At 52.5% G+C, this 255-nt stretch carries 1 rRNA gene; it reads right to left on the reverse strand.

Annotation, left to right across the window (positions count from 1 at the left end):
• Window positions 1–255: ribosomal RNA gene (locus GCM43_RS25655) — 23S ribosomal RNA — on the reverse strand; the annotation flags it as partial.

Below are 255 nucleotides of genomic sequence, written 5' to 3' on the forward strand. Positions count from 1 at the left end.
GTGGGTTCGGACCTCCAGGGCGTGTTACCGCACCTTCATCCTGGCCATGAGTAGATCACTTGGTTTCGGGTCTACACCCAGCGACTGATCGCCCTATTCGGACTCGATTTCTCTACGGCTTCCCTATCTGGTTAACCTTGCCACTGAATGTAAGTCGCTGACCCATTATACAAAAGGTACGCAGTCACGGAACAAGTCCGCTCCTACTGTTTGTATGCACACGGTTTCAGGATCTATTTCACTCCCCTTCCGGGG

The organism is Janthinobacterium aquaticum, assembly GCF_009208565.1.
Classification (GTDB): Bacteria; Pseudomonadota; Gammaproteobacteria; order Burkholderiales; family Burkholderiaceae_D; genus Janthinobacterium.